Source organism: Pseudomonas sp. NA-150, from assembly GCF_044336365.1.
Lineage (GTDB): Bacteria > Pseudomonadota > Gammaproteobacteria > Pseudomonadales > Pseudomonadaceae > Aquipseudomonas.
The window spans coordinates 6229711-6255878 of the sequence record NZ_CP172305.1; the positions used below are offsets into that span (position 1 = coordinate 6229711).

Consider the following 26168-nt stretch of genomic DNA (forward strand, 5'->3'; position numbering starts at 1 on the left):
GGTGTGCCTGACACACCACGTCAAGCCGCTCGCCAACAAGTTGGCTCCTACAAGGTAGCCGGTGTGCCCGGCATATCGTTCAATTACAACCGCACACTCGCAAACGTCGACTCGTTGCGCGCCTGGCTCAAAGCCGACAGCGGGCCAGACAGCGGTGCCAGCACCAACGCCTGTGGAATCGGCATCATCGCCACTTGCTGCGCGGTGTTGGAGCCTACGCGCTCGTCACGCGGCGGAATGCCGAAGTATTCGCGGTAGCACTTGGAGAAGTGCGGCGTGGAGACGAAGCCACAGACTGACGCCACTTCGATGATCGACATCGGCGTTTGCTTGAGCAACTGCCGAGCACGAATCAGGCGCAGCTTGAGGTAGTAGCGCGACGGCGAGCAGTGCAGGTATTTCTGGAATAAACGCTCAAGCTGGCGACGCGACACGGCGACGTACACCGCCAGTTCGTCCAGATCGATCGGCTCTTCGAGGTTGGCCTCCATCAGCGCCACGATTTCCTGCAGTTTCGGCTGGTTGGTGCCGAGCATGTGCTTGAGCGGCACGCGCTGGTGATCCTGTTCGTTACGAATACGCTCGTAGACAAACATCTCGGAAATCGCTGCTGACAGTTCGCGACCATGATCACGGCTGATCAGGTGCAGCATCATGTCCAGCGGCGCGGTGCCGCCCGAGCTGGTGAAGCGGTTACGGTCGAGGGTGAACAGACGCGTGCTCATGGCAACGCGCGGAAAGGCTTCCTGCATTGAGGCCAGACATTCCCAGTGCACGCTGCAATCGAAACCATCGAGCAGACCGGCGCAGGCCAGAGCCCAACTGCCGGTGCAGACAGCGCCGAGACGACGCGACTGACGCGCTTGGCTTTGCAGCCAGCTCACATGTTCACGGGTGACGGTGCGCTGAATGCCCACGCCGCCGCAAACAATCACAGTGTCGAGAGCCGGCGCTTTGTGCATGGAGGCGTCGGGAGTGATCTGCAGACCATCGCTGGCCCAGACTTGCCCGCCATCGACGCTCAGTGTGCTCCATCGATACAGCTCGCGACCCGACAGCTGGTTAGCCATCCGCAGCGGCTCTACGGCGGACGCCAGAGAGATCAGCGTGAAATTGTCCAACAGCAAGAAGCCGATGGATTGAGGCGTGCGGTTCTGGGGTTGAGCACCAGAGTTGAACGAAGTCATCGCGGTATCTCCTCACACAAAGCGGTTAATGGCCTCAGGCGAGGCTCTTGTTATTGCCCTCACGCAGTGGGGGGCTTTCCAATCACAACGCAATTGCCATGCCTAAAGTTGAATGGGTATTCAATAAAACCTGAAAACGACGTCGTGATGTGTCTATATAAGGACGCACGACAACTAAGGTTATAAGCGGGAAACGCCGTCTGGCATGGGATGCCGGAAAGGGGTTGAGCACTTCGGTAGCACTTGTGTGAAGCACACGTCGAGCTAGACGAAAGGAGTGTCACCCCGGCCCACGGAGCGACGAATGGTAGGTGTTACGCAAGTACGCGCTAAAAGGTGGCGGTGCCTTTACAGGATGTTCAATTAGCGGGCAATGTCTGGATCACACTGACCCGTAGGAGCTGCCGAAGGCTGCGAACCGCGAAGCGGTGGGGCGAAGGTCGTTCCGACCTTATCGCAGCCTGCGGCAGCTCCTACAAATGATCTGGATGATCCCGCTACATCAACACTCAACCGCGCTTACAGCCAAGCCACCGCGTGATGTCTCTTTGTATTTGTCATGCATATCGGCTCCGGTGTCGCGCATGGTGCGGATCACCCGATCCAGCGAGATAAAGTGTTGGCCGTCGCCGCGTAGGGCCATCTGCGCGGCGTTGATCGCTTTCACTGCCGCAATCGCGTTGCGCTCGATGCACGGCACCTGCACCAAACCGCCCACCGGATCGCAGGTCAGGCCCAGGTTGTGCTCCAGGCCAATCTCCGCCGCGTTGCACAGTTGCTCGGGGGTCGCGCCGAGAATATCCGCCAGCCCCGCCGCTGCCATCGCGCACGCAGAACCCACTTCACCCTGACAGCCCACTTCGGCGCCGGAGATCGATGCGTTCTTTTTGCACAAAATGCCAACCGCAGCCGCAGCCAGGAAGTAATCGACCACGTTGGCCTCGCTGACTTCCTCGCTGAATTTGACGAAGTAGTGCAGCACCGCCGGAATGATCCCCGCCGCGCCATTGGTAGGCGCCGTGACCATACGCCCACCGGCTGCGTTTTCTTCGTTGACCGCCAGTGCAAACAGGTTGACCCACTCCATCGCGCTCAGCGTCGAGCCAATCACGTTCGGCTTGCCCAGTTCCTGCAAGCTGCGGTGCAAGCGCGCGGCGCGACGACGCACGTTCAAGCCGCCCGGCAGGATACCTTCGTGCTTGAGGCCCTGTTCGACGCAGTCCTGCATCGCATGCCACAGCCGCATCAGTCCGCTGCGAATCTCTTCTTCGCTGCGCCAGACCTTTTCGTTGGCCATCATCAATTCCGACACGCGCAAGCCGTGCTGTTCACACAACCGCAGCAGCTCGTCGGCACTGGAGAAGTCGTAAGGCAACACCGTGGTGTCCATGTCCAGTACGCCGCTGGCGGCCTGGGCTTCATCGACGACAAAACCTCCGCCCACCGAGTAGTAGGTGTCGCGGTGCAGCTCCCCGCCCTCGCCTTCGGCGATCAGGGTCATGGCGTTGGGGTGGAATGGCAGGTTTTCGTCGATCAGCAGCATGTCCCGCTGCCACTGGAAGGCAATCGGCAGATCACCGTTGAGCAGCAGGGTGTCGGTTTCTTTCAGGGTGGCGATGCGCAGGCCGATGGTCGAGGGGTCGATCGCGTCCGGCCATTCGTTCATCAGGCCCATGATCACCGCGTTGTCACTGCCGTGGCCGATGCCGGTGGCCGACAGCGAGCCATACAGACGCACTTCGATGCGACGCACTTGAGTCAGTTGGTCGCGTTCACGCAAGCCCTGAGTGAACAGCGCGGCAGCGCGCATCGGTCCGACAGTGTGGGAGCTGGAGGGGCCGATACCGATCTTGAACAGGTCGAACACACTGATAGCCATTACACGCAAACCCTCTGTAGTCGGAACTCCGGGCGCAAATAGCGCCTGGCGACGGAGCTGCTACGCTGAAGCCGCTGTCCGCCGAGATGGGCGCATGATCAGCCTTTTGTCTCGACGCCCGGCGTCTGACACCGACGCACTCATACCCACCAACGTCGCAATTGAAAGGGAGGCTCCATGCAAGAGGGTTTGCGACTGTTTTGGCCACTCACGTGCCGCATCGACACCAGAAAAGTCCCTTTTGGGGCTCCAAAAAATCTGTAAACGACGTTGCCAACACTGGATGCGACCCCCTATGTACTGGATACGACCCCCCCTGTAGGCGTTTCATTTTCGCTGTTACATGATCAGTCTCGACTCGATTGCCAGGCGCAGTGGTAGAGCTGTTGCGTGAAACGCCTCGCCATTCAGCTGCAACACATAAACGCATCAGCCATGACAGGCTGATGACGAGAAGAAAACACCCAGGAGTCCATCGATGAAAGGTTCTCAAACGTTGCTGTTGGCCGCTGTACTGAGTCTGCCACTGTTGGCACAAGCTGCAGAGCCGGCACAGTGCTCCACCGTAAACTTCTCCGATGTCGGCTGGACCGACATCACCGTCACCACTGCGACCACCAGCGTCATCCTTGACGCACTCGGCTACAAGACCAAGACCACCATGATTTCCGTGCCTGTGACCTACAAGTCGCTGGCTGACGGCAAGAACATGGACGTTTTCCTCGGCAACTGGATGCCGACCATGGAAAACGACATCAAGGCCTATCGTGACGCCGGCACCGTGGACACCGTGCGTACCAACCTCAAGGGCGCCAAGTACACGCTGGCCGTGCCGCAAGCGCTGTATGACAAGGGTCTTCACGACTTTGCCGACATCGCCAAATTCAAGAAAGAACTCGACGGCAAAATCTACGGCATTGAACCAGGCAACGACGGCAACCGCCTGATCCAGAGCATGATCGACAAGAACGCCTTCGGCCTGAAAGACGCGGGCTTCAAGGTTGTCGAGTCCAGCGAAGCAGGCATGCTCTCGCAGGTCGATCGCGCCGAGAAGCGCAGCACTGCCGTGGTCTTCCTCGGCTGGGCACCGCACCCGATGAACAAGCGCTTCAAGATCCAGTACCTCACCGGCGGCGACGACTACTTCGGTCCGGACTTCGGTGCGGCCACTGTCCTGACCAACACCCGCAAGGGCTACGCCCAGGAATGCAGCAACGTTGGCCAGTTGCTGAAAAACCTGGAATTCAACGTCGACATGGAAAGCTCGCTGATGGGCAACGTCCTGGACGACAAGATGAAGCCTGACGTTGCAGCCAAAGCCTGGCTGAAGAAGAACCCACAGGTATTGGATACCTGGTTGGCTGGCGTGACCACCATTGACGGTAAACCAGGCCTGGAGGCCGTAAAAGCCAGTTTGACGAAGTAACTCGTGTGCAGGCGGGTTCGCCCGCCTGCTGTTGTATCTTTTCCCCGCACGCGGACGCTGAATACCATGCTGACCGAACACAAGATCCCTCTGGGCCAATACATCGCCAGCTTCGTTGAATGGTTGACGAAACACGGCGCCAACTATTTCGATTTGATCGCCTCGACCCTGGAAGCAATGATCCATGGCGTGACGTTCGCTCTCACCTGGTTCAATCCGCTGGCATTGATTGGTCTGATCGCACTACTTGCACACTTCATCCAGCGCAAATGGGGCCTGACCGCCTTTGTCGTGTTGTCGTTTCTGCTGATCCTGAACCTGGGTTACTGGCAGGAAACCATGGAGACCCTGGCACAAGTGCTCTTCGCCACTTTCGTCTGCGTCATCATCGGCGTACCGTTAGGTATCGTCGCCGCACACAAACCGATGTTCTATACGCTGATGCGCCCGGTCCTCGACCTGATGCAAACCGTACCGACCTTCGTTTACCTCATTCCTACCCTGACCCTGTTCGGTCTGGGTGTGGTACCTGGTCTGATTTCCACGGTGGTGTTCGCGATTGCCGCGCCTATCCGCCTGACTTACCTGGGTATCCGCGACGTACCGCAAGAGTTGCTGGACGCCGGCAAAGCCTTTGGCTGCTCGCGCCGTCAACTGCTCTCACGCATTGAACTGCCCCATGCCATGCCGAGCATTGCTGCCGGCATCACCCAGTGCATCATGCTGTCGTTGTCGATGGTAGTGATCGCGGCACTGGTAGGCGCCGATGGCTTGGGCAAACCTGTGGTCAACGCATTGAACACCGCTGATATCGCCCTGGGCTTCGAAGCGGGTCTGGCGATCGTATTGCTGGCAATCATGCTCGACCGTATCTGCAAGCAACCCGACGCAAAAGTAGGGGGTGACGCATGAGCATAATTCGCTTCGAAAACGTAGACGTAGTCTTCTCCAAAGACCCACGAGAGGCCCTCAAGTTGCTGGATCAGGGCATGACCCGTGACCAGATCCTGAAGAAAACCGGGCAGATCGTCGGTGTCGAGAAGGCCAGTCTGGACATCGAAAAAGGTGAAATCTGCGTGCTGATGGGCCTGTCCGGTTCCGGCAAATCCAGCCTGCTGCGTTGCATCAACGGCCTCAACACCGTCAGCCGTGGCAAGCTGTTCGTCGAGCATGAAGGCTCGCAAATCAACATTGCCTCCTGCACCCCGGCTGAACTGAAATTGATGCGCACCAAGCGTATCGCCATGGTGTTCCAGAAGTTCGCCCTGATGCCTTGGCTGACCGTTCGCGAGAACATCAGCTTCGGCCTGGAAATGCAGCACCGTCCCCCAGCAGAACGCACCAAGCTGGTGGATGAAAAGCTCGAATTGGTAGGCCTGACCCAGTGGCGCAACAAAAAGCCCGACGAGCTGTCCGGCGGCATGCAACAGCGTGTTGGCCTGGCCCGCGCACTGGCGATGGACGCCGACATTCTGCTGATGGACGAACCGTTTTCGGCACTCGACCCGCTGATCCGTCAGGGCCTGCAAGACGAACTGCTGGAATTGCAACGCAAGCTGAACAAAACCATCGTGTTCGTGAGCCACGACCTCGACGAAGCGCTCAAGCTCGGCAGCCGTATCGCGATCATGAAAGACGGCAAAATCGTGCAATACAGCAAGCCTGAAGACATCGTCCTCAACCCTGCCGATGACTACGTCCGCACCTTCGTTGCCCACACCAACCCGTTGAACGTGTTGTGTGGCCGCAGCCTGATGCGCACGCTGGCCGATTGCACCCGCGTCAACGGCGAATTTTGCCTCGATCCGGGCGGCGATTCGTGGGTACACCTGGGTGAAGGCAATACCGTCAAAAGCGCACGCCAGGGCTCCGCCAGCTTCGACCTGCAAAACTGGGTACCGGGCCAGGCGATGGACACGCTGGATCGTCGTCCGACGCTGGTGCACTCCGACATCGGCATGCGCGACGCGCTGCAGATCCGTTACCAGACTGGCAACAAACTGGTCCTGCAGGAAAACGACAAAGTGGTCGGTATTCTTGGCGACAGCGAGCTGTATCACGCGCTGCTTGGCAAGAACCTGGGTTAAGTCCCATGCCCTTCTTCTGCAGGAGCCAACTTGTTGGCGAGGCGGTGTATCTGTCAAACCGCCTCGCGAACAAGTTCGCTCCTACAGGGATTTGATTCCTGCGACACACCCCCTTTTTTGGCATCACCAACGCAATGGATAGCCGCACCACCGTTTTTTTTGTTGATTGAACGTTCAACTTAAAACAAATAGACTGGCCGTCGCCCGAATATTCACCACTTTGACCCCGCGACGGTCCAAGGAGATGCCAGAAATGCCCAAGGTCGGTATGCAACCCATCCGCCGTCAGCAGTTGATCCACGCCACGCTCGAAGCGGTCGATCAGGTGGGCATGGGCGATGCCAGCATTGCGTTGATCGCCCGTCTGGCAGGTGTGTCGAATGGAATCATCAGTCACTACTTTCAGGACAAGAACGGCCTGATCGAAGCCACCATGCGGCACCTGATGACCGCCTTGAGCGAAAGCGTGCTCGACCGCCGCAACGCCCTGCGCGATGACAGCCCTCGGGCGCATCTGCAGGTGATCATCGAGGGCAACTTCGATGCCAGCCAGGTCAATGGCCCGGCAATGAAAACCTGGCTGGCCTTCTGGGCTACCAGCATGCATCAACCATCGCTGCACCGTTTGCAGCGGATTAACGATCACCGCCTGTATTCCAACCTGTGCTGCCAGTTTCGTCGGGTACTGACACTCAGCGACGCACGCAGCGCAGCCCGTGGTCTGGCGGCCTTGATCGACGGTTTGTGGTTGCGCGGCGCGCTGTCGGGCGATGCGTTCGACACCAACCAGGCGCAACAGATTGCTTACGAATACATGGACCTACAACTGGCGAAACAGGTGAACTGACGGACACCGTCGCATCACCCGCTGACCACACAGTGGCAATCGCCAACACACTGCACTTGCGAGGACAACATGGCCCGTTTCGAACTGCAAAAACTCTACATTGATGGCGGTTACGTCGACTCCAGCAGCGACGCGACTTTCGACGCGATCAACCCGGCCAACGGCGAAGTCCTTGCGACCCTGCAGCGTGCTGGCAAAGACGACATCGAACGCGCGGTGGTCAGCGCCGAGAAAGGCCAGAAAATCTGGGCCGCGATGACTGCCATGCAGCGTTCGCGCATCTTGCGCCGCGCCGTGGAAATCCTTCGCGAGCGCAACGATGAACTGGCCGCGCTGGAGACCCTCGACACCGGCAAAGCGATTTCCGAAACCCGTTACGTCGACATCGTCACCGGCGCTGACGTGCTGGAATACTACGCTGGCCTGGTGCCTGCCATCGAAGGCGAGCAGATCCCGCTGCGCAGTACCTCGTTCGTCTACACCCGTCGCGAACCGCTGGGCGTGGTGGTGGGTATCGGCGCCTGGAACTACCCGATTCAGATCGCCCTGTGGAAATCCGCACCGGCGCTGGCTGCCGGCAACGCGATGATCTTCAAGCCGAGTGAAGTCACCTCGCTGACCACCCTGAAACTGGCAGAGATCTACACCGCCGCGGGCGTGCCGGACGGCGTGTTCAACGTCCTGACCGGCAGCGGTCGTGAAGTCGGCACCTGGCTGACCGAGCACCCGCGCATCGAGAAAATCTCCTTCACAGGCGGCACCGACACCGGCAAGAAGGTCATGGCCAGCGCGTCGAGTTCGTCGCTGAAGGAAGTGACCATGGAATTGGGCGGCAAGTCACCACTGATCATTTTCGACGACGCCGATCTCGACCGCGCTGCCGACACCGCGATGATGGCCAACTTTTACAGCTCGGGTCAGGTCTGCACCAACGGTACTCGGGTGTTCGTACCAAGTTCGCTGAAGGCAGCGTTTGAGGCCAAGATCGTCGAGCGTGTGAAGCGCATCCGCGTCGGCAACCCGGAAGACGACAACACCAATTTCGGCCCGCTGGTCAGCTTTGCCCACATGGAAAGCGTGCTGGGCTACATCGCCAAGGGCAAGGAAGAAGGCGCACGTTTGCTGTGCGGCGGCGAACGCCTGACCGAAGGTGAGTTCGCCAAGGGCGCGTTCGTTGCACCCACGGTGTTCACTGATTGCACCGACGACATGACCATCGTGCGCGAAGAAATCTTCGGCCCGGTGATGAGCATCCTCAGCTACGACAGCGAAGAAGAAGTGATCCGCCGCGCCAATGACACCGAGTTCGGCCTGGCCGCCGGCGTCGTCACCAAAGACCTCAACCGCGCCCACCGCGTGATTCACCAGCTTGAAGCCGGCATCTGCTGGATCAACGCCTGGGGCGAGTCGGCAGCGGAAATGCCGGTCGGTGGCTACAAGCAATCGGGCGTGGGCCGGGAGAACGGGATCAGCTCGTTGGCGCAGTACACGAGGATCAAGTCAGTACAGGTTGAACTGGGCGATTACGTGTCGGTGTTTTGACCAGACGCCGAACCCTGTAGGAGCTGCCGCAGGCTGCGATAAGGTCGGGACGACCTTCATACGATCCAAAATCCTGCGACCGATCCTCGGTCGATCGCAGCCTTCGGCAGCTCCTACGGGATCGCGTACACCCTTCTCTTCCTTCATCATCAAGAGGGTGCATTTTCAATGTCCCAAGAATTCGACTACATCATCATCGGTGCCGGCTCGGCCGGTAACACCCTGGCGGCCCGTCTGACTGAAGACGCTGGCGTCACTGTCCTGCTGCTGGAAGCCGGCGGCCCGGATTATCGTTTGGATTTCCGCACGCAAATGCCGGCCGCGCTGGCGTTTCCGCTGCAAGGCCGTCGCTACAACTGGGCCTACGAAACCGACCCGGAGCCGCACATGAACAACCGGCGCATGGAGTGCGGGCGCGGCAAGGGCCTGGGCGGCTCGTCGCTGATTAACGGCATGTGCTACATCCGTGGCAACGCCATGGACTACGACGGCTGGGCAAAAAATCCCGGCCTCGAAGACTGGACCTACCTCGACTGCCTGCCGTATTTCCGCAAGGCGGAAACCCGCGACATCGGCGCCAATGACTACCACGGCGGCGAAGGCCCGGTCAGTGTGACTACGCCGAAAGCCGGCAATAATCCGCTGTTCCACGCCATGGTCGAAGCCGGCGTGCAGGCCGGTTATCCACGCACCGACGACCTCAACGGCTATCAGCAGGAAGGCTTCGGTCCGATGGACCGCACCGTGACCCCGGAAGGTCGTCGCGCCAGCACCGCACGCGGCTATCTCGATCAAGCCAAACAGCGCTCGACCCTGACTATCGTCACCCACGCCCTCACCGACCGGATTTTGTTCGACGGAAAGCGCGCAGTCGGCGTGGCCTATCTGGTCGGCGACAGCGATACGCGAATCGAAGCCAAGGCACGCAAGGAAGTGCTGTTGTGCAGCGGCGCGATTGCCTCACCACAGGTGTTGCAACGCTCCGGCGTCGGCCCCGCCGCCTTGCTGAAAAGCCTGGATATCCCGGTGGTTCACGACCTGCCAGGCGTCGGCCAGAATCTTCAGGATCACCTGGAGATGTACCTGCAATACGCCTGCACCCAACCGGTGTCGCTGTACCCCTCGTTGCTGTGGTGGAACCAGCCGACCATTGGCGCGAAATGGATGTTCCTCGGCAAAGGCATCGGCGCGAGCAACCAGTTCGAAGCCGGTGGTTTCATTCGTACTCGCGAAGAGTTTGAGTGGCCGAACATCCAGTACCACTTCCTGCCCGTGGCGATTAACTACAACGGCAGCAATGGTGTGAAAGAGCATGGTTTTCAGGCTCACGTCGGCTCGATGCGCTCGCCGAGCCGTGGCCGAGTGCAGGTGAAATCGAAGAATCCACGGGATTACCCGAGCATCCTCTTCAACTACATGGCCACCGAGCAGGACTGGCAGGAGTTCCGCGACGGCATCCGCCTGACCCGGGAAATCATGCAACAGCCGGCGCTGGACCCGTACCGTGGTCGCGAGATCAGCCCAGGCATTGAAGTGCAGACTGACGAACAACTGGACCAGTTCGTTCGCGAACACGCAGAGACCGCGTTCCACCCCTCCTGCTCGTGCAAGATGGGCACCGACGCGATGGCTGTGGTCGATGGCGAGGGGCGTGTGCACGGGATGCAGGGTTTGCGAGTGGTCGATGCGTCGATCATGCCGCTGATCACCACCGGCAACCTCAATGCGCCGACGATCATGATCGCCGAGAAAATCGCCGACAAGATCCGTGGCCGCCAACCACTGCCGCGCAGTACCGCCGATTACTTCGTTGCGGGTGACAGGCCTGCGCGTGGCACCCCGATGCGGCTGTGATTCCTCTGTAGGAGCGGGCTTGCCCGCGATCACGATTTCCCTGAGACACCGCGATCGCGGGCAAGCCCGCTCCTACAATCCCGAAGCCCATGCGCCCATAGTCGAGCTTGATCCGGCCTTTGCGCAGGCCTAATCTAGCGGGACGCAAACGATCAATTTCCGAAAAATCGACAAGCCGGCACTGGCTGGCGACGAGGCTTTCTAATGTTTGATGTAGTGTCTTCGAGCACCTGGCCCACTGGCTATCTGATCAATCCCAACTGCGAACCCCTCGATCCAAAATGGCTGCAAGCCTTCAGCAAGATTCCGGCGGCCGCAGTGAGTGACTGCCTGGGTCGCAACGTTGGCGGCCTGGGTCTCAAATCGTTCCACGGCAATGCCCCGATGCTCGGCAGCGCGCTGACCGTGCGCGTTCGCCCTGGCGACAACCTGATGATTCTCAAAGCCATGCAAATGGCCCGTCCGGGTGATGTGCTGGTGATCGACGGCAGCGCCGACCTGACCCGCGCCGTGTTCGGCGGCATCATGCGCGCCATGGCGCTCAAGGCCGGGATCGTCGGCGTGGTGATCAACGGCGCCCTGCGTGACCTCGACGAATGGCAGACCGGCGAACTGCCAGCCTACGCCATCGGCGGCGTACACCGCGGCCCGAGCACCGACGGTGGCGGCGAAATCAACGTACCGATCTCCTGCGCGGGCATGCTGGTGATGCCCGGCGACTTAATGATCGGTGACGGTGACGGCGTAGTTGCCGCAGCCCGCGCTGAGCTGCCTGAACTGCTGGTGCGTTGCAACGACCTGCTGGCCCGCGAAAAAGCCACGCTGGCGGCGATCGAAGCCGGCACCCTGGACCCGGATCGTTTTGACGCGATCCTGCGCAGCAAGGGTTGCCCGGTTTAAAAAGGACAATCGCAATCCTCTGTAGGTGCGAACTTGTTCGCGAGGCGGCCTTACCTGACACACCGCATTTGCCCCCTCGCGAACAAGTTCGCTCCTACAGATTTGAGGTCTGCCTCACACCCTAGGAGCTTCAGCGCATGTTCGATTTCTCCGCTCAGCTCAAGCAGCGGTTTGCCGCTTTGCGCAGCCCTGCCGAATTCTTTTCCCTGCGTTACGTCCGGCAAACCAGCCAACACCTTTCGGTGCGTAAGAACGTCGCCGAGCCGCCGCACCTGAGCAGTGATGAAGGCGCGATGTTGACCGTGCGCATCAATGGCGTGGAAGCCTACGCGGCGACCAGCGATCTCTCGCTACGTGGACTTCAGGCAGCACTCGATCAAGCCGAGCAACACGCCCGCCGACTGGCGCCACATGCGTTGCTGGACCTGCGCGATCAACCAGTGTCCAGCCACCGTGCCGACTACCTGTCACCCAATCTCTCCAGCGCCTTTCCGTCCCTGAGCGATTGCTATCAATTACTCAGCAGCGAATCTGCAGCCGTGCCGACCGACGACCGTCTGGTCAGTTGGCAAGTCAGCCTCGGTCTGGATAATGTCGAACAGATCTACCTGAACAGCGCCGGCGCCGAGATTCGTCAGGCGCAGCGTTATGTCTATCCGGGCATGAGCGTCACGGCTTACCACGGCGGCGATAGCCAAACCCGCAGCCTCGGTCGCGACAACTTTGGCCAGCAAGGCGGTGCCGAAGTCATCAGCAACTGCGGGCTGATCGGCGCCGCACCCAAAGTCGCGGATCAAGCGTTACAGCTGATCATGGCGCCGAACACACCGTCCGGCCCACGGGACTTGTTGCTCACGCCGGATCAGATGATTCTGCAAATCCACGAGTCCATCGGCCACCCGCTGGAACTGGACCGGATCCTCGGTGACGAGCGTAATTACGCAGGCACCAGCTTCGTCAAAACCAGCGACTTCGGCAGCCTGCAATACGGCTCGACACTGCTCAACGTGACCTTCGACCCTGAGATCCCCGAGCAACTGGCGAGCTACGGCTACGACGATGACGGCACCCCCGCGAGCAAACAATTTCTGATCCGCGACGGCCTGTTGATTCGGCCGTTGGGCGGTGCCTTGTCGCAATACCGCTCGGGCATGGATGGCGTTGCCAACAGCCGCGCCTGTAGCTGGAATCGCCCACCGATTGATCGCATGGCCAACCTCAATATCGAGCCTGGCGACCAGCCGCTGGAGCAACTGATCGGTAACATCGAACACGGGATTCTGATGTCGACCAACCGCTCGTGGTCCATCGACGACGCGCGCAACAAGTTTCAGTTCGGCTGTGAATGGGGCCAGTTGATCGAAAACGGCGAACTAAAAGGTGTGGTGAAGAACCCGAACTACCGGGCGATTTCCGCGAATTTTTGGCGCAACCTCCGCGCGGTCGGCGATGCCAGTACCTTCGAGGTACTGGGCACGCCCAACTGCGGCAAAGGCGAGCCGAATCAGGTGGTCCGCGTCGGCCATGCTTCGCCCGCTTGCGTGTTCTCGCAGGTTGATGTTTTCGGAGGGGACGCTTGATGGAACATCTTGCCCAGCAGCTGCAGTTCGAGACCCTGGTCGCCTGGTTGCGCGATGCGATCAAAGACCAGGAAGCCTTCACCCTCGGCTACAACGCCGAAACCTCGGAATTCATTCGCTTCAATCACGCCAAAGTGCGGCAGGCCGGACAGGTGCAACAGGCTGCCCTGAACTTCAAACTGATCGACGACGGCCGCCATGCCGACCTGCACCTGACGCTGTCCGGCGACGTCGAAGTGGACCAAGCGCGGCTGGCCGCAGCCCTGCAACAATTGCGCGAAACCCTGGTATTGCTGCCCAAAGACCCGTACCTGCTGCCCAACACCGACAGTTGGCAGCTCAGCAATATTCAAAATACCCCACTGCCCGACACTGCCCGCGTGCTGGAACACATCAGCCAATTGGCTGAAGGCCTGGATCTGGTGGGCTTCTATGCCGCTGGCCCGCTGTATCGTGGCTTCGCCAGTTCCTGGGGAGCCTTGGGTTGGCATCAGGCCAACAGTTTCAATTTTGACTGGAGCCTGTTCCACGAAAACGGTCAGGCGGTGAAAGCCAGCTACGCCGGTGACCATTGGAACGACGATGCCCTCAGCCAACGCTTCCAGCAATCTCGCGAACAACTGGAATTTCTCGGCCGCCCGCTGCAAACCCTGCCCCCGGACAATACCGCGCCTACCTGGCTCCAGCGGCGATAGATGAAATCATCGGCATGTTGTGCTGGGGCGGGTTCTCCGCCGAAGCATTGGCCAGCAAAAGCAGTCCGCTGCAACGGTTATACGGTGGCGACGCGCAATTCAGCCCGCTACTGAATCTGGACGAACAGGTCACCGACTCGCTGTCGCCGGGGTTTTCTCCCGAAGGTTATCCACGCAAAGATCTGTCGCTGATCAACGCCGGCCTCGCCCGCGAGCAACTGGTCGGCTCACGCAGCGCGGCCGAGTACGGCCTCGCGGCGAATGGCGCCGGTTGGGGTGAAGCGCCCAGCGCTTTGAGCATGGCCGGCGGTTCGCTGGCGCTAAAAGACATCCTCAAGCAACTCGGCACCGGGCTGTACATCAGTAATCTTTGGTACCTGAATTTCTCCGATCAATCCGCCGCGCGGCTAACCGGCATGACCCGTTTCGCCACTTTCTGGGTGGAGAACGGCGAGATTCAGGCACCGGTCAATACCATGCGCTTCGACGACAGCGCCTACAGCTTGTTGGGCGGTGCTCTCGAAGCATTGACCCAGGAACGGGAACTGATTCTCTCGGCGAGCACCTATAGTCAACGACAGACCGCTTCAAGCCTGCTGCCAGGCGCCTTGATCAGTCGATTGACCCTCACGCTTTAAGGACACTATGCCGACCAGCACACCGACTCTGGATGCACAAACCCTGCGCTGGCTGCCGTGGGTGGTGGCCATCGCGTTTTTCATGCAAAGCCTCGATGGCACGATCCTCAACACCGCCCTGCCGAGCATGGCCCGCTCACTGTCGGAAGACCCGTTGCGCATGCAGTCGGTGATCATCGCCTACATGCTGACCATCGCTCTGCTGATACCTGCGTCGGGCTGGATCTCGGACCGTTTTGGCATCAAGCGAATTTTCTTCGGCGCAACCTTGTTGTTCAGTCTCGGCTCGTTGCTGTGTGCGCTGTCCGGTTCGCTGACGGTGTTGGTGATCGCTCGGGTCATTCAAGGTCTGGGCGGCGCGCTGATGATGCCGGTCGGGCGTTTGATCGTGCTGCGGGCGTATCCGCGCTCGGAGCTGGTGCGGATCATGAGTTTCATCACCTTGCCCGGTCTGCTCGGCCCGCTGCTGGGGCCGACCCTGGGTGGCTGGATCGTTGAATACCTGAGCTGGCACTGGATCTTTCTGATCAACATCCCTGTGGGCCTGGCTGGCTGCGTAGCGATCAAGCGTTTCATTCCAGACTTGCAAGGCGGCGGTCGTACGCGCTTCGACGGCGTCGGCTTCATTCTATTTGGCGCGGCCATGGTGCTGATCACCATTGCCCTCGAAGGCTTGGGCGAATTGCACTTGCCGCACTTGCGGGTGATTTTGTTGCTGTTCGCCGGGATGGGCTGTCTCGCTGCCCACTGGTTGCGTGCCAGCCATATCGATAATCCGCTGTTCCCGCCGCCGCTGTTCCGCACCCGCACCTTTGCCGTGGGCATTCTCGGCAATCTGTTCTCACGGCTGGGCAGCGGCGCCCTGCCATTTCTCGTGCCGTTGTTGCTGCAAATCGCCCTGGGTTATTCGCCATCACAGGCCGGGATGAGCATGATCCCGCTGGCCATTGCGGCGATGTTCGCCAAGTCCGTGGCCCGCTGGCTGATTGAGCGTTTTGGCTACCGGATTATTTTAACCGGCAACACCCTGCTGCTTGGGGCATTGCTGGCCAGTCTGGCGCTGGTCGATGCCCATACGCCGTACTGGCTGTTGCTGTCGGTACTGGCGTTGCTGGGCGCAGTGAACTCGCTGCAGTTCACCGCGATGAACACCGTGACCCTGATCGACCTCGACGACGCCAGTGCTGCCAGCGGCAACAGTTTGCTGTCGGTAGTCGCGCAATTATCCCTGAGCCTAGGCGTTGCCTGCGCGGCGGCGATGCTCGGCGGTTTTACCGATGAAGTGGCCACCGGCGGCGTCAGCAACGTGCTTGAAGCCTTCCAGCTCACCTTCCTCAGCGTCGGCGTATTGTCGATGGTGGCTGCGGGAATTTTCCTGCAACTGCCACCGAAAGAAGAGATCAGCGGCCCTGTCCCTCGTCCGGAACCCAAGATCGAGCCCTAATTGGGGCTCACGACCTGATACACTGCGCGACATTTTGTTTTGCAGGCCCGTCCCGTGACTAGCACCGCTTTTAACTCATTGCCTCTTTCCGCCCCCATGTTGGCTAACCTGGAGTCGCTTGGTTACGCCGAGATGACGCCGATTCAGTCGCAGAGCCTGCCGGTGATTCTCAAGGGCATGGACCTGATTGCCCAGGCCAAAACCGGTAGCGGCAAGACTGCTGCGTTCGGTATCGGCCTGCTGAATCCGATCAACCCACGCTTCTTCGGTTGCCAGGCACTCGTGCTGTGCCCGACCCGCGAACTGGCGGATCAGGTGGCCAAGGAAATCCGTCGTCTGGCGCGTTCGGAAGACAACATCAAGGTCCTGACCCTGTGCGGCGGCGTGGCGTTCGGCCCGCAGATCGGCTCGCTGGAACACGGCGCGCACATCATCGTCGGTACTCCGGGACGCATTCAGCAGCACCTGCGCAAGGGCTCGCTGGTCCTCGATGGCCTGAACACGCTGATCCTCGACGAAGCCGATCGTATGCTCGACATGGGCTTCTACGATTCGATCGAAGACATCATCAGCCAGACCCCGACCCGCCGTCAGACGCTGCTGTTCTCGGCCACTTACCCGGTCGGCATCAAGCAGCTGTCGTCGAAGTTCATGCGCGACCCGCAGACCGTCAAGGTCGAAGCCCTGCACGCGGACAGCCAGATCGAGCAGCACTTCTACGAAATCACCCCGGAAGACCGCCTCAGCGCGGTGGTCAAAGTTCTCGGCCATTTCCGTCCACAGTCTTGCGTCGCGTTCTGCTTCACCAAGCAGCAGTGCCAGGAAGTGGTCGATCACCTGACTTCGAAAGGCATCTCCGCGGTCGGCCTGCATGGCGATCTGGAACAGCGTGATCGTGACCAGGTGCTGGCGATGTTCGCCAACCGCAGTACTTCGGTACTGGTCGCCACCGACGTCGCCGCTCGCGGTCTCGACATTGATGCGCTGGACATGGTGTTGAACGTCGAACTGGCACGTGACTCGGAGATGCACATTCACCGCGTCGGCCGTACCGGTCGTGCCGGCGAGAAGGGCCTGGCCATCAGCCTGGTCGCGCCGTCCGAGGCACACCGTGCACGGGCCATCGAAACCGTGCAGAAAGGCCCGCTGAAGTGGGAACAACTGGACGAGCTGAAGAACCAGGGCGGTTCGCAATTGCTGCCGACCATGAGCACCCTGGTGATCGGCGCTGGCCGCAAAGACAAGGTTCGCCCAGGCGACATCCTTGGCGCCCTGACCGGTGATGCCGGGATTCCTGGCGCACAGGTCGGCAAAATCGCGATCTTCGACTTCCAGGCTTATGTGGCCGTCGAACGTGGCGTAGCCAAGCAGGCGCTGGAGCGTCTTAACAGTGGCAAGATCAAAGGCCGCTCGCTGCGCGTTCGGATTCTTTGATCTAACGCGTGCGCATTTCCTGTAGGAGCTGCCGAAGGCTGCGATAAGGCCGGAACGGCCTTCCTGCCGTCGGTTCGCAGCCTTCGGCAGCTCCTACAGGTACGTCGACAACCCACCCTGAGGATTCTGTTTTGCCCGTTACTGACGTTGTGATCATCGGCGCTGGCGCCGCAGGTTTGATGTGCGCCCTCACTGCCGCCAATCGCGGGCGCAAGGTGATGCTGATCGATCACGCGAACAAGGCCGGCAAAAAAATCCTCATGTCCGGTGGTGGTCGCTGCAATTTCACCAATATGTACAGCGAACCGGGCAATTTCCTCTCGCACAACCCGCACTTCTGCAAATCCGCGCTGGCACGTTACACCCAGTGGGATTTCATCGAACTGGTGGCCAAGCACGGCGTGCCGTACCACGAGAAGAAACTCGGCCAGTTGTTCTGCGATAACAAATCCAGCGACATCCTGGAAATGCTGCTCACCGAATGCCAACAAGCCGGGGTCAAGTTGCACCTGGACACCTCGGTGCAGAACATCGAAAAAACTGACAACGGCTACAGCCTTGGGACTACCTTGGGCCTGCTGGATTGCCAGTCACTGGTGATCGCCACCGGCGGCCTGTCGATCCCGACCCTGGGCGCTACCGGCTTCGGTTATCAAGTGGGCAAGCAGTTCGGCCACAGCCTGCTGCCGACCCGCGCCGGGCTGGTGCCATTCACCATCACCGACCAACTCAAAGCCCTGTGCACCGAGCTGTCCGGGACGTCGGTGGATTGCCTGGTGAGCTGCAACGACAGCAGTTTCCGCGAGAACATTTTGTTCACGCACCGCGGCCTGAGCGGTCCGGCGATTCTGCAGATTTCTTCGTTCTGGCAGCCGGGCGAAACGGTCGAAATCAACCTGATGCCGGATCACGACGTACCCAGCTGGCTGCTGGAGCAACAAGCCGAGCGGCCGAACAGCGAGCTGAAAACACTGCTGGGTGAAATCTTCACCAAGAAGATGGCCAACCTGATCGCCGAACACTGGTTCGTTTCCAAGCCGATGAAGCAATACACCCCCGGAGAACTCACAGATATCGCCGAAAAACTGGCGTGCTGGAACGTGGTTCCGGCCGGCACCGAGGGCTATCGCACCGCCGAAGTCACCCTTGGCGGCATCGACACTCGAGAAGTGTCGTCCAAAACCATGGAGTCGCTGAAGTCGCCTGGCTTGTACTTCATCGGTGAGGTACTGGACGTTAGCGGCCACCTGGGCGGCTTCAATTTCCAATGGGCCTGGGCCTCTGCCTACGCCGCCGCGCAGTACGTGTGACGCTAAGTCGCAGGCGCTATAAGCAATAAAGATCGATCAAGGAACAAATTTTGCTAATCCTCATGTACAGCCCACGCTTAGGACTGTACATACTTAGCTTAATGAAGCTGCACGTTTTAAGACTCAGCGAACAAGGCCGTTAGCTCACCTATGTCATCGACTTCCTTTCGTCAAACGCTCCGTCGCCTGTGGGCGCTGGATAAGTTCAGTTACAGCGTGCGGGTGTTCATTGCCCTGACCGGCGTTATGGCGCTGTGTTGGTACCAGAATGAAATGGCCCTGCTGATCCCGGTGTTCCTCGGGGTTATCGCCAGTGCCCTGGCCGAAACCGATGACAGTTGGCAAGGCCGCCTGAATGCACTGGCCGTAACCCTGGTGTGCTTCAGTGCCGCCTCACTGTCGGTCGAGCTGCTGTTCCCCTACCCCGTAATATTTGTGTTCGCCCTGGCCCTCGCTGCCTTTTGCCTGACCATGCTCGGCGCGCTCGGCGGCCGTTACGCGACCATCGCCTCAGCGACCTTGATTCTGTCGGTTTACACCATGATTGGTGTGGATCAGCGCGGCGGCGAAGTGAGCGATTTCTGGCACGAACCGATGCTGCTGGTGGCCGGCGCGGCGTGGTATGGCTTGTTGTCGGTGCTGTGGCAGATGCTGTTTTCCAATCAGCCGGTGCAACAGAGTCTGGCCAAACTGTTCAGCGAACTGGGACGTTATCTGGAGCTCAAGGCGACGCTGTTCGAGCCGATCCGCCAGCTGGACATCGAAGCCCGGCGCCTGGAATTGGCGCAACAAAATGGCCGTGTGGTTGCCGCGCTGAACAGCACCAAAGAAATCATCCTGAACCGCGTTGGCGATAGCCGGCCCGGGCCGAAGATCAACCGCTACTTGAAGCTGTATTTCCTCGCCCAGGACATCCACGAGCGCGCCAGTTCGTCGCACTACCCCTACAACGCGCTGGCCGAAGCCTTCTTCCACAGCGATGTGTTGTTCCGCTGCCTGCGCCTGCTGCGCCAGCAAGGCGTGGCCTGTCGCCGGCTGTCGAAAACCATTCAGCTGCGCCAGACCTTTATCTACGACGACAGCTTCGCCCATGCGCTGGATGACCTTCGCGCGTCGCTGGAGCATTTGCGCATCCAGAGCAACCCGGCGTGGCGCGGACTCTTGCGCTCGCTGCGCGCCCTGGCGAACAACCTCGAAACCCTCGACCGCCTGCTGAAAAGCGCGAGCAACCCCGACAGCCTGGCCGACGCCACCGACAGCAGTCTGCTGGACCGCTCGCCGCGCAGCCTCAAGGACGCCTGGAATCGCCTGCGCCTGCAACTGACCCCGACCTCGCTGCTGTTCCGCCACGCGCTGCGCTTGCCGCTGGCGTTGAGCATTGGTTACGGAATGGTGCATGTGGTGCACCCGTCCCAGGGCTACTGGATCATCCTCACCACGCTGTTCGTCTGCCAGCCCAACTACGGCGCAACCCGGCGCAAGTTGGTGCAGCGGATCAGTGGCACGGCGATTGGTTTGACGGCGGGTTGGGCGTTATTCGATCTGTTTCCGAGCCCGGTGATTCAATCGATGTTCGCGATCGTTGCGGGCATGGTGTTCTTCGTCAACCGAACCACGCGCTATACCCTGGCCACGGCAGCGATGACGCTGATGATTCTGTTCTGCTTCAATCAGGTCGGCGACAGTTACGGGCTGTTCCTGCCAAGGCTGTTCGATACCCTGCTGGGCAGCCTGATCGCCGGCCTCGCGGTGTTCCTGTTCCTGCCGGACTGGCAAGGTCGGCGGCTGAATAAAGTGCTGGCCAATACCCTGACCTGCAACAGCATTTACCTGCGCCAGATCATGCAGCAGTACGCCCACGGCAAGAACGACGACCTCGCCTACCGCCTCGCCCGGCGCAATGCGCACAACGCCGATGCCGCGTTGTCGACCACGCTGGCCAATATGCTGATGGAGCCGGGGCACTTCCGCAAAGAGGCCGACGTCGGCTTCCGCTTCCTGGTGCTGTCGCACACCTTGCTCAGTTATCTGTCAGGGCTGGGTGCCCACCGCGAAGCCCAGTTGCCGCTGGAGGCCCGCGAGCAACTGATCAACGGTGCGGGGGAGGCTCTGGCCAGCAGCATCGACGAAATCGCCCAAAGCCTGGCCAACAAAAAGCCGGTGGCGATCCAGAGTGACAGCGAAGAAGCGCTGGCCAACGACCTGGAACAAATCCCCGATGAAATCGATGAGAGTCAGCGTCTGGTGCAAACCCAGTTGGCGTTGATTGGTCGTCAGTTGGGCCCGTTGCGGACCCTGGCGGCGCATCTGATCAAGGAGCCAGACGCTGCCTGAGGCCTTGACGCCTGAGCCTTACAGACCGTGCTGATGGAACAGCCGGTCGTAACTGCCATCGGCTTTCATCGCCGCGATTTCGCGGTCGAAGCTGGCGACGATCTGCTCATGATTAGGGTTCTTCAGACTGACCAGAATGTGCAGCGCGTTTTCGCTCAGGGACTTGGGCATGAATTCAACGCTATCGCGCACGCTCTGGGCTTCGAGGCTCAAGTTGTAGCGCGCGACGTATTCATCCTCTGCCGTCAACGACACCCTGCCCGCAGCCAGCATGCGTACCGCCATGGAAAAGCTGTGCACCGGCACTTTCTGCAATTCCCCATCGCTGTCGAATGCATTCGAATAGGCATAACCACGCACCACCGCAATTGGATAAGGGTGCAAGTCTTTCAGGCTATTGAAGGTGATCGGGTTGTCCTTGCGCTTGAGGAAGCGCACACGGTTGAGCAGGTATTCGTTGGAGAACTCACCGATCAGCGTGCGGTCATGGGTAAACCAGGCGTTGACCAATACGTCATAACGCCCCTCGCCCACGCCCAGTATCGCGCGCGCCCAAGGTACTTGTTCAAACTCCGTGGCGTAACCAGCCCGCTTCAATGCTGTTCTGACGATATCCGTGGCCAGACCGCCATTGGCCAGGTTGATATCGGTGAACGGAGGCCATGCATCAGCCACCAAACGCAACTTCTCGGCTGCCGAGGCCTGCGCCATTAGCAGCAATCCCAGCAGCCCCATGGCTCGAAGCAGTCGTGACATGCTCAAGATCCTGAGACGGGCCTCATGCCCGCCAGTGAGGACCGCGTCAGCCCGCGGTCCGGATTAACACTCGTTCATAAAAACCCGGCGTCCGTAGGTGTGAAACAGATTACACAAGGCAGACAATATCACCAATCACGATAGTGGCCAGTAGCCTTTATTGAAGACTTAATCAGTGCCCGACACAACGCCTATCAGTGTGTGGATATGAGCGGTAGTTCAAGAAAACCGACATTTCAATGCTTGCATGAAAATCACTAATGCGACAGCGGCGAATCAGCCAAAGCCATCAGGCATTTCCTACAAACTTTTCAGGTCGACCCTCGGACCATTTCCCGAATTAATAACGGGCTTCCCCGCCAGCCATAAAGCCGTACCTGATGAAACACTTTGCCTTCCTGTGCCTGATGACCGTTACCTTGCTTGCCGCTTTGTTGTGCGCTGTAGCGCTGGTGTATTACGACATTCCCGTCTAATCAATAAACCGCTACAGTTTCAACTGCCAGACGCGGCTTAAGCCTCAATTTTTTTCCTTCAGGTCTGCCTTATGTCTATCACTTGGGTCTGCAAACACCACACCGATCTCAGCAAAGAACAGCTATACGCCATTTTGCGCCTGCGCGCCGAAGTGTTCGTGGTCGAGCAGAAATGCTGGTATCTGGACGTCGATGGTCAGGATCTCGAGGGTGATACCTGCCATGTCATGGCGTGGGAAAACGACCAACTGGTGGCGTATCTGCGCTTGCTGGACCCGATCCAGCAAGGTGGCGACGTGGTCATCGGCCGGGTCGTGACCGCCCCCTCCGTGCGCAACAGGGGCATGGGCCATTCTCTGATGGTGCAAGCGCTGGAACATGCTGAACAGAAGTGGCCCGATCAACCGATCTACCTCTCGGCCCAGGCGCACTTGCAGGGGTATTACGCGCGTTATGGCTTCAAGCCGGTGGGCGACGAATACCTGGAGGACAACATCCCCCATATCGGCATGCGCCGTGATCTGGATTGAGATTGCTACGGGCGCAGTATCAGATACGCCTACGGATACCCCAACACACCCTTGATCTGCGGCAAATGGCGGACGATCCAGGCCTTGTCGATCGCCCCCCAGTCGCGGATTTGATACCCGCCGGCATGGTTGCGCGCACCATCCAGTTGCTCGAACTCACAGAGGATATCGAGATCGGCCAACGCGGCGATGGTGTCCTGCGCAGTACGGCGTGGCATACCCGTGGCCTCCATCAACGCGGGTACGCTGCTGGCGACGCCGCTGTCAATCAGATAGGCCACGTACAAGCGGCGATAAAAACTGCTTTTGGTTTTGCTGACATCCATCGTCGGATCCTTGTCGATGTTTAAGGGTTGGCTTTGTCCTGCAGATCACGGTAAGTCAGGTAGATACGCAGGTCGAATTCCAACTGGTGATAACCGGGCTGCATGTGCTCGCACAGCTGGTAAAAGGCTTTGTTGTGGTCGGACTCTTTGAAGTGCGCCAGTTCATGGACAACGATCATCTTCAAAAACTCCGGTGCCGCATCCTTGAACAGCGAAGCGATGCGGATTTCCTTCTTGGCCTTGAGCTTGCCGCCCTGCACGCGCGAAATCGCCGTGTGCAAGCCTAACGCTCGATGCGTAAGGTCCAGGCGATTATCGAACAGCACTTTGTCGATACTCGGTGCATTGCGCAGGTACTCCTGCTTGAGTGCCAGCGCATAGGCGTACAGCGCCTTGTCGCTTTGCACGGCGTGCCGCTGCGGGTATCGCTGGCTCAGGTAGGCGCCCAACCGATCCTGCGCAATCAGTTGCTGCACCTGCTCTTGCAGCGCGTGCGGATAGGCTTGCAGGTATTTAAGCGGAGGCAGAACCGACACAGTCATAACGGGCAACGGAGGCTTGAAAGGCGCCAGTGTACCGAATTCATATCGCCTTGAGCCCACTCCAGTCGAACGGCTGTGCAAACAGATGGGCATCGCTGGCAGTCAGCGGGTGGGCGACCAGAAAACCCTGAATCAGATGGCAGCCGTTTGCGGCCAACCAGTTGTAGTGCTCCAGGGTCTCGACACCTTCGGCGACCACCAACATGCCCAGTTGTCGGCAGAGGTCGATGACGCTGCGTGCAATTGCGGCATCACGGGGTGAATCCAGCAGAAGCGCGACAAAATGCCGATCGATCTTCAAGGTATCCAGTTCGAAATTACGCAACAGGGCCAACGAGCACTCACCCACACCAAAATCATCCAGCGCGATGCGCACGCCCAGTTCGCGTAACGCATGCAGTTGTTTGTGTGAATGCGCGAGGTTCTGCATCAGCGAGCTTTCCGTGACCTCGACTTCGAGTTGATGCGGTTGCAGCCCATATTGATGGATTGCGCGCTGCAGTTCCGACGCCAGATTCGGCATGCTGAATTGCGCCGTACTGACGCTCACCCCCAGCACCAGGTCTGCCGGAAACACTGCATTCCAGGCCTGACGTTGCGCCGCGCCCTGCTCGAAGATCCAGCTGCCCAGGCGATTGATCAGCCGGGTTTCCTCCAGCAACGGGATAAACAGCCCCGGCGGCACATCACCGACACTTGGATGCTGCCAGCGCAACAACGCCTCGAAGCCACGCACACGGCCACTGTCGATGTACACCTGAGGCTGATAGACCAGCGAGAAATCATTGTCTTCGATGGCGGCGCGCACGCTCTCTTCCAGCATCAGCCGGGAGCGGGCGCGACCATTCATTTCATGATCGTAGAAGCGATACTGCTGACGCCCGGCGCGCTTGGCTTCGTACATGGCGATGTCAGCCGCACGCAACAAACCGTCCAGATCGGCACCGCAATCGGGGTAAGTGGCAATACCGATACTCGCGCCCAGCGCCACGTCCAGGCCGTCGATCTGCTGGCGCACCGAGACTCTCTCAATCAGCTTCTCGGCAATGATCGCGGCCTGTTCCGGGTAATCCAGGCCATCGATGACCGCAGTAAATTCATCACCGCCCATGCGTGCCAGGACGTCATAAGGCCGCAAGCACTCTTTCAATTGCTGAGACACCCAGAGCAGCACGCGATCTCCAGCGTCGTGCCCAAAGGAGTCATTAATGCGTTTGAAGCCGTCCAGGTCCAGGTACAGGACCACCAGCGATTTATCGCCACGGTCAGTCCGGGCGAGGGTGTTTTCCATCGATTGATAAAAACCGCGCCGATTCAGCAGCCCCGTCAGCGGGTCAGTCACTGCTTGCTGCTCAAGCTGCATGCACAAATCATTGACCACCGACATGTCCAGCACACTCAGCACCATCGACTGCTGCTCGGCCGGCAGTGTCGCGCAGGACAAGGCCACGGGCACCTGACGCCCGTCGCGGGTTTTCAGGATGGCATCGTGCATTCGGTAGGTGTCGGCATTGCGGTAGCTGCGGTAAAAATCGGACTCCTTCCACCGCAGCACTTCTGGCCGGAACAGGTAATCAATCAATGCGCTGCCATTCAACTCTTCAGCGGTCGTCCCGAGTAATTGGCAGATTGCCGGGTTGGCGAAGTTGATCAGCCCGGACTCGTTGACCACCAGAATGCCTTCGGCAATGTTCGACAGCACCGATGCATTGAAGGCGCGCGCAGCTTCCAGTTCATGGGAGAGGGTTTGCAACGCGCGACGATTGCGCTGATGTTCCAACAGTGCCTGGACCTTGGGCTTGAGTACCTGTGGGTCAAAAGGTTTGAACAGGTAGTCCACCGCCCCACTGGCGTAGCCTTTATGCACGGCAGCCTGGGACTGTTCATTGGCGGTGAGGAAGATAATCGGGGTCAATCGCGTACGGCTGCTGCCGCGCATCAAGCGGGCAACTTCAAAACCGTCCATGCCGGGCATCTGCACATCGAGAAGCACCAGATCGACGTCCATTACCAGCAACAGGTTCAATGCTTCTATGCCAGAACCGGCCGTTACCACATCCCAATCCTGCCTTTTCAAGACCGCCCTCATGGTCACCAGGTTCTCCGGATAGTCGTCGACCACCAGCAAAACTGAGTTTCCTTCGGAGGGTTTGGGCTGCGCGCATTCCATGCTATTTCGCTTCCTATGGTCCTTACGCCAAGTCTGGGCGGGGTCAGAAATCCACTAGCGGCTACTCTAGACCCGACGTAGCGAAAGCAGAAGCCAACGGACCTTATCCTCTGGCCAAACACCGATCAAGCCGACTAACGGTATATTGCTTTAGTAGGATATGCCCAGTGAATTTTAAGAAAAAAAACAACACCTTGCCGTTTTCCGGTCA

At 59.4% G+C, this 26168-nt stretch carries 19 protein-coding genes and 1 pseudogene; 14 read left to right on the forward strand and 6 right to left on the reverse strand.

What is annotated here, in order from left to right; translation table 11 throughout:
• Nucleotides 1–83: 83 nt before the first annotated feature.
• Nucleotides 84–1187: a GlxA family transcriptional regulator gene (locus ACF0H7_RS29085; RefSeq protein ID WP_397450245.1), complete on the reverse strand. Its 1104-nt coding sequence runs from the start codon at nt 1185–1187 to the stop codon at nt 84–86.
• A gap of 502 nt (nt 1188–1689) precedes the next feature.
• Nucleotides 1690–3066, reverse strand: a complete 1377-nt coding sequence (locus tag ACF0H7_RS29090) for an L-serine ammonia-lyase (protein WP_397450246.1) — start codon at nt 3064–3066, stop codon at nt 1690–1692.
• Nucleotides 3067–3544: 478 nt separating this feature from the next.
• Here ACF0H7_RS29090 and ACF0H7_RS29095 point away from each other — a divergent pair, with 478 nt between their 5' ends.
• The 13 genes and pseudogenes from ACF0H7_RS29095 to yccS all read left to right on the forward strand — a co-directional run bounded on the left by ACF0H7_RS29095 (nt 3545) and on the right by yccS (nt 21157).
• Nucleotides 3545–4492 carry a choline ABC transporter substrate-binding protein gene (locus ACF0H7_RS29095; protein WP_397450247.1) on the forward strand — a complete coding sequence of 316 codons (948 nt, stop codon included), beginning with the start codon at nt 3545–3547 and terminating at the stop codon, nt 4490–4492.
• 66 nt (nt 4493–4558) lie between these two features.
• The gene (gene choW / locus ACF0H7_RS29100) at nt 4559–5404 is read left to right on the forward strand and encodes a choline ABC transporter permease subunit (protein WP_397450248.1); all 846 of its coding nucleotides are present in this window, start codon (nt 4559–4561) and stop codon (nt 5402–5404) included.
• On the forward strand, nt 5401–6579 hold the full coding sequence (choV, locus tag ACF0H7_RS29105) for a choline ABC transporter ATP-binding protein (RefSeq protein ID WP_397450249.1): 1179 nt from the start codon (nt 5401–5403) through the stop codon (nt 6577–6579). The genes choW and choV overlap by 4 nt, the downstream gene beginning before the upstream one ends.
• Nucleotides 6580–6832: 253 nt before the next feature.
• Entirely contained in the window at nt 6833–7426 is a 594-nt protein-coding gene (betI, locus tag ACF0H7_RS29110) for a transcriptional regulator BetI (RefSeq protein WP_397450250.1), read from the forward strand.
• A gap of 69 nt (nt 7427–7495) precedes the next feature.
• Entirely contained in the window at nt 7496–8968 is a 1473-nt protein-coding gene (betB, locus tag ACF0H7_RS29115) for a betaine-aldehyde dehydrogenase (protein ID WP_397450251.1), read from the forward strand.
• Nucleotides 8969–9136: 168 nt separating this feature from the next.
• Complete coding sequence (gene betA, locus ACF0H7_RS29120) at nt 9137–10822, forward strand: choline dehydrogenase (RefSeq protein ID WP_397450252.1); 1686 nt, start codon at nt 9137–9139, stop codon at nt 10820–10822.
• Nucleotides 10823–11026: 204 nt separating this feature from the next.
• Nucleotides 11027–11722: an RraA family protein gene (locus tag ACF0H7_RS29125; RefSeq protein WP_397450253.1), complete on the forward strand. Its 696-nt coding sequence runs from the start codon at nt 11027–11029 to the stop codon at nt 11720–11722.
• Between the two features lie 137 nt (nt 11723–11859).
• Nucleotides 11860–13302, forward strand: a complete 1443-nt coding sequence (locus ACF0H7_RS29130; RefSeq protein ID WP_397450254.1) for a TldD/PmbA family protein — start codon at nt 11860–11862, stop codon at nt 13300–13302.
• Nucleotides 13302–14635 (forward strand): annotated as a pseudogene (locus ACF0H7_RS29135) (TldD/PmbA family protein). The gene ACF0H7_RS29130 and the pseudogene ACF0H7_RS29135 overlap by 1 nt, the downstream one beginning before the upstream one ends.
• A gap of 7 nt (nt 14636–14642) precedes the next feature.
• Nucleotides 14643–16079, forward strand: a complete 1437-nt coding sequence (gene mdtD / locus ACF0H7_RS29140; protein WP_397450255.1) for a multidrug transporter subunit MdtD — start codon at nt 14643–14645, stop codon at nt 16077–16079.
• A gap of 54 nt (nt 16080–16133) precedes the next feature.
• A complete protein-coding gene (gene dbpA, locus ACF0H7_RS29145) occupies nt 16134–17513 on the forward strand; it encodes an ATP-dependent RNA helicase DbpA (RefSeq protein WP_397450256.1) in 1380 nt (459 codons plus the stop codon).
• 131 nt (nt 17514–17644) lie between these two features.
• Nucleotides 17645–18823, forward strand: coding sequence for an NAD(P)/FAD-dependent oxidoreductase (locus ACF0H7_RS29150; protein WP_397450257.1), 1179 nt, complete (start codon nt 17645–17647; stop codon nt 18821–18823).
• 150 nt (nt 18824–18973) lie between these two features.
• The gene (yccS, locus tag ACF0H7_RS29155; RefSeq protein ID WP_397450258.1) at nt 18974–21157 is read left to right on the forward strand and encodes a YccS family putative transporter; all 2184 of its coding nucleotides are present in this window, start codon (nt 18974–18976) and stop codon (nt 21155–21157) included.
• Between the two features lie 18 nt (nt 21158–21175).
• On the opposite strand, the gene ACF0H7_RS29160 is transcribed toward yccS, so the two are convergent.
• Nucleotides 21176–21913, reverse strand: a complete 738-nt coding sequence (locus tag ACF0H7_RS29160; RefSeq protein ID WP_397450259.1) for a substrate-binding periplasmic protein — start codon at nt 21911–21913, stop codon at nt 21176–21178.
• 547 nt (nt 21914–22460) lie between these two features.
• Here ACF0H7_RS29160 and ACF0H7_RS29165 point away from each other — a divergent pair.
• Nucleotides 22461–22919 (forward strand): GNAT family N-acetyltransferase, encoded by a 459-nt coding sequence (locus tag ACF0H7_RS29165; RefSeq protein WP_397450260.1) that lies wholly within the window; start codon nt 22461–22463, stop codon nt 22917–22919.
• 29 nt (nt 22920–22948) lie between these two features.
• Here the strand turns inward: ACF0H7_RS29165 and ACF0H7_RS29170 are convergent, their stop codons facing one another.
• The 3 genes from ACF0H7_RS29170 to ACF0H7_RS29180 are packed head-to-tail and all read right to left on the reverse strand — an operon-like array spanning nt 22949 to nt 25957.
• The gene (locus tag ACF0H7_RS29170) at nt 22949–23245 is read right to left on the reverse strand and encodes a helix-turn-helix domain-containing protein (protein WP_397450261.1); all 297 of its coding nucleotides are present in this window, start codon (nt 23243–23245) and stop codon (nt 22949–22951) included.
• Nucleotides 23246–23265: 20 nt separating this feature from the next.
• The gene (locus ACF0H7_RS29175; protein ID WP_397454056.1) at nt 23266–23772 is read right to left on the reverse strand and encodes a M48 family metallopeptidase; all 507 of its coding nucleotides are present in this window, start codon (nt 23770–23772) and stop codon (nt 23266–23268) included.
• Between the two features lie 55 nt (nt 23773–23827).
• Nucleotides 23828–25957 (reverse strand): putative bifunctional diguanylate cyclase/phosphodiesterase, encoded by a 2130-nt coding sequence (locus ACF0H7_RS29180; RefSeq protein WP_397450262.1) that lies wholly within the window; start codon nt 25955–25957, stop codon nt 23828–23830.
• Between the last annotated feature and the right edge of the window lie 211 nt (nt 25958–26168).

Bases quoted from the DNA above. Each gene is read 5' to 3' on its own strand.
- ACF0H7_RS29085 (WP_397450245.1), bottom strand. From the start codon at position 1,187: ATGACTTCGTTCAACTCTGGTGCTCAACCCCAGAACCGCACGCCTCAA.
- ACF0H7_RS29090 (WP_397450246.1), bottom strand. From the start codon at position 3,066: ATGGCTATCAGTGTGTTCGACCTGTTCAAGATCGGTATCGGCCCCTCC.
- ACF0H7_RS29095 (WP_397450247.1), top strand. From the start codon at position 3,545: ATGAAAGGTTCTCAAACGTTGCTGTTGGCCGCTGTACTGAGTCTGCCA.
- choW (WP_397450248.1), top strand. From the start codon at position 4,559: ATGCTGACCGAACACAAGATCCCTCTGGGCCAATACATCGCCAGCTTC.
- choV (WP_397450249.1), top strand. From the start codon at position 5,401: ATGAGCATAATTCGCTTCGAAAACGTAGACGTAGTCTTCTCCAAAGAC.
- betI (WP_397450250.1), top strand. From the start codon at position 6,833: ATGCCCAAGGTCGGTATGCAACCCATCCGCCGTCAGCAGTTGATCCAC.
- betB (WP_397450251.1), top strand. From the start codon at position 7,496: ATGGCCCGTTTCGAACTGCAAAAACTCTACATTGATGGCGGTTACGTC.
- betA (WP_397450252.1), top strand. From the start codon at position 9,137: ATGTCCCAAGAATTCGACTACATCATCATCGGTGCCGGCTCGGCCGGT.
- ACF0H7_RS29125 (WP_397450253.1), top strand. From the start codon at position 11,027: ATGTTTGATGTAGTGTCTTCGAGCACCTGGCCCACTGGCTATCTGATC.
- ACF0H7_RS29130 (WP_397450254.1), top strand. From the start codon at position 11,860: ATGTTCGATTTCTCCGCTCAGCTCAAGCAGCGGTTTGCCGCTTTGCGC.
- mdtD (WP_397450255.1), top strand. From the start codon at position 14,643: ATGCCGACCAGCACACCGACTCTGGATGCACAAACCCTGCGCTGGCTG.
- yccS (WP_397450258.1), top strand. From the start codon at position 18,974: ATGTCATCGACTTCCTTTCGTCAAACGCTCCGTCGCCTGTGGGCGCTG.
- ACF0H7_RS29160 (WP_397450259.1), bottom strand. From the start codon at position 21,913: ATGTCACGACTGCTTCGAGCCATGGGGCTGCTGGGATTGCTGCTAATG.
- ACF0H7_RS29165 (WP_397450260.1), top strand. From the start codon at position 22,461: ATGTCTATCACTTGGGTCTGCAAACACCACACCGATCTCAGCAAAGAA.
- ACF0H7_RS29170 (WP_397450261.1), bottom strand. From the start codon at position 23,245: ATGGATGTCAGCAAAACCAAAAGCAGTTTTTATCGCCGCTTGTACGTG.
- ACF0H7_RS29180 (WP_397450262.1), bottom strand. From the start codon at position 25,957: ATGGAATGCGCGCAGCCCAAACCCTCCGAAGGAAACTCAGTTTTGCTG.